The sequence below is a fragment of the Pseudomonas sp. UM16 genome, assembly GCF_050312595.1.
GTDB lineage: Bacteria > Pseudomonadota > Gammaproteobacteria > Pseudomonadales > Pseudomonadaceae > Aquipseudomonas.
This window is the reverse complement of sequence record NZ_JBNPJT010000049.1, coordinates 1-946: the sequence shown is the minus strand read 5'-3', so window position 1 is coordinate 946 and position 946 is coordinate 1. Positions and strand designations below refer to the sequence as shown.

The 946-nt window shown below is 40.8% G+C and carries 2 protein-coding genes and 1 pseudogene; 1 reads left to right on the top strand and 2 read right to left on the bottom strand.

The genetic code is table 11. From position 1 onward, the window contains the following. Nucleotides 1-413, top strand: a pseudogene (locus ACQRAX_RS25475) (serine hydrolase); the annotation flags it as partial. Between the two features lie 94 nt (nucleotides 414-507). Here ACQRAX_RS25475 and ACQRAX_RS25470 read toward each other — a convergent pair. Beyond that, entirely contained in the window at nucleotides 508-675 is a 168-nt protein-coding gene (locus tag ACQRAX_RS25470; protein WP_164823310.1) for an antitoxin VbhA family protein, read from the bottom strand. A gap of 39 nt (nucleotides 676-714) precedes the next feature. After that, nucleotides 715-946: hypothetical protein (locus ACQRAX_RS25465; RefSeq protein WP_427867774.1), on the bottom strand; the 232-nt coding region annotated here is incomplete at its 5' end.

Sequence of the window (946 nt, the reverse complement as noted above, 5' to 3'; positions counted from 1 at the left end):
TGCCATAACCATGAGTGATAACACTGCTGCCAACTTACTTCTGACAACGATCGGAGGACCGAAGGAGCTAACCGCTTTTTTGCACAACATGGGGGATCATGTAACTCGCCTTGATCGTTGGGAACCGGAGCTGAATGAAGCCATACCAAACGACGAGCGTGACACCACGATGCCTGCAGCAATGGCAACAACGTTGCGCAAACTATTAACTGGCGAACTACTTACTCTAGCTTCCCGGCAACAATTAATAGACTGGATGGAGGCGGATAAAGTTGCAGGACCACTTCTGCGCTCGGCCCTTCCGGCTGGCTGGTTTATTGCTGATAAATCTGGAGCCGGGGAGTCAGGCAACTATGGATGAACGAAATAGACAGATCGCTGAGATAGGTGCCTCACTGATTAAGCATTGGTAACTGTCAGACCAAGTTTACTCATATATACTTTAGATTGATTTAAAACTTCATTTTTAATTTAAAAGGATCTAGGTGAAGATCCTTTTTGATAATCTCATGACCAAAATCCCTTAACGTGAGTTTTCGTTCCACTGAGCGTCAGACCCCTATCTATAAACTCTTGGCTTGGTTCTAATCCCTCTAAACGATTATTATCAATAGCCGCTCTAACCGCTTTTTCTCGGCTTAATTTTTCTGTCTCTGTTATAAAATTGCTATTCATCTTGTTCTTCTTCAAAAAAAAGTTAAGTAAAATACCTACCTAAATTTTTACTAGTTCGCAATCTACGAGCTTATAACCTCGTTTTTTCAATTCATTTAAAAAATCAGATTTTGAGCCTAATTTTGATCTATTGCTATCGTTACCCGCTAGAAATACCCAGTAATTACGCAAATCTTCATTGGTAACTTTCGTAATATCGGTGTAATGATCTTCGAGTATTTTTAAGCAATCTCTAGCCCATAAACCGTACTCGTGATTGCTCATCTTAGGG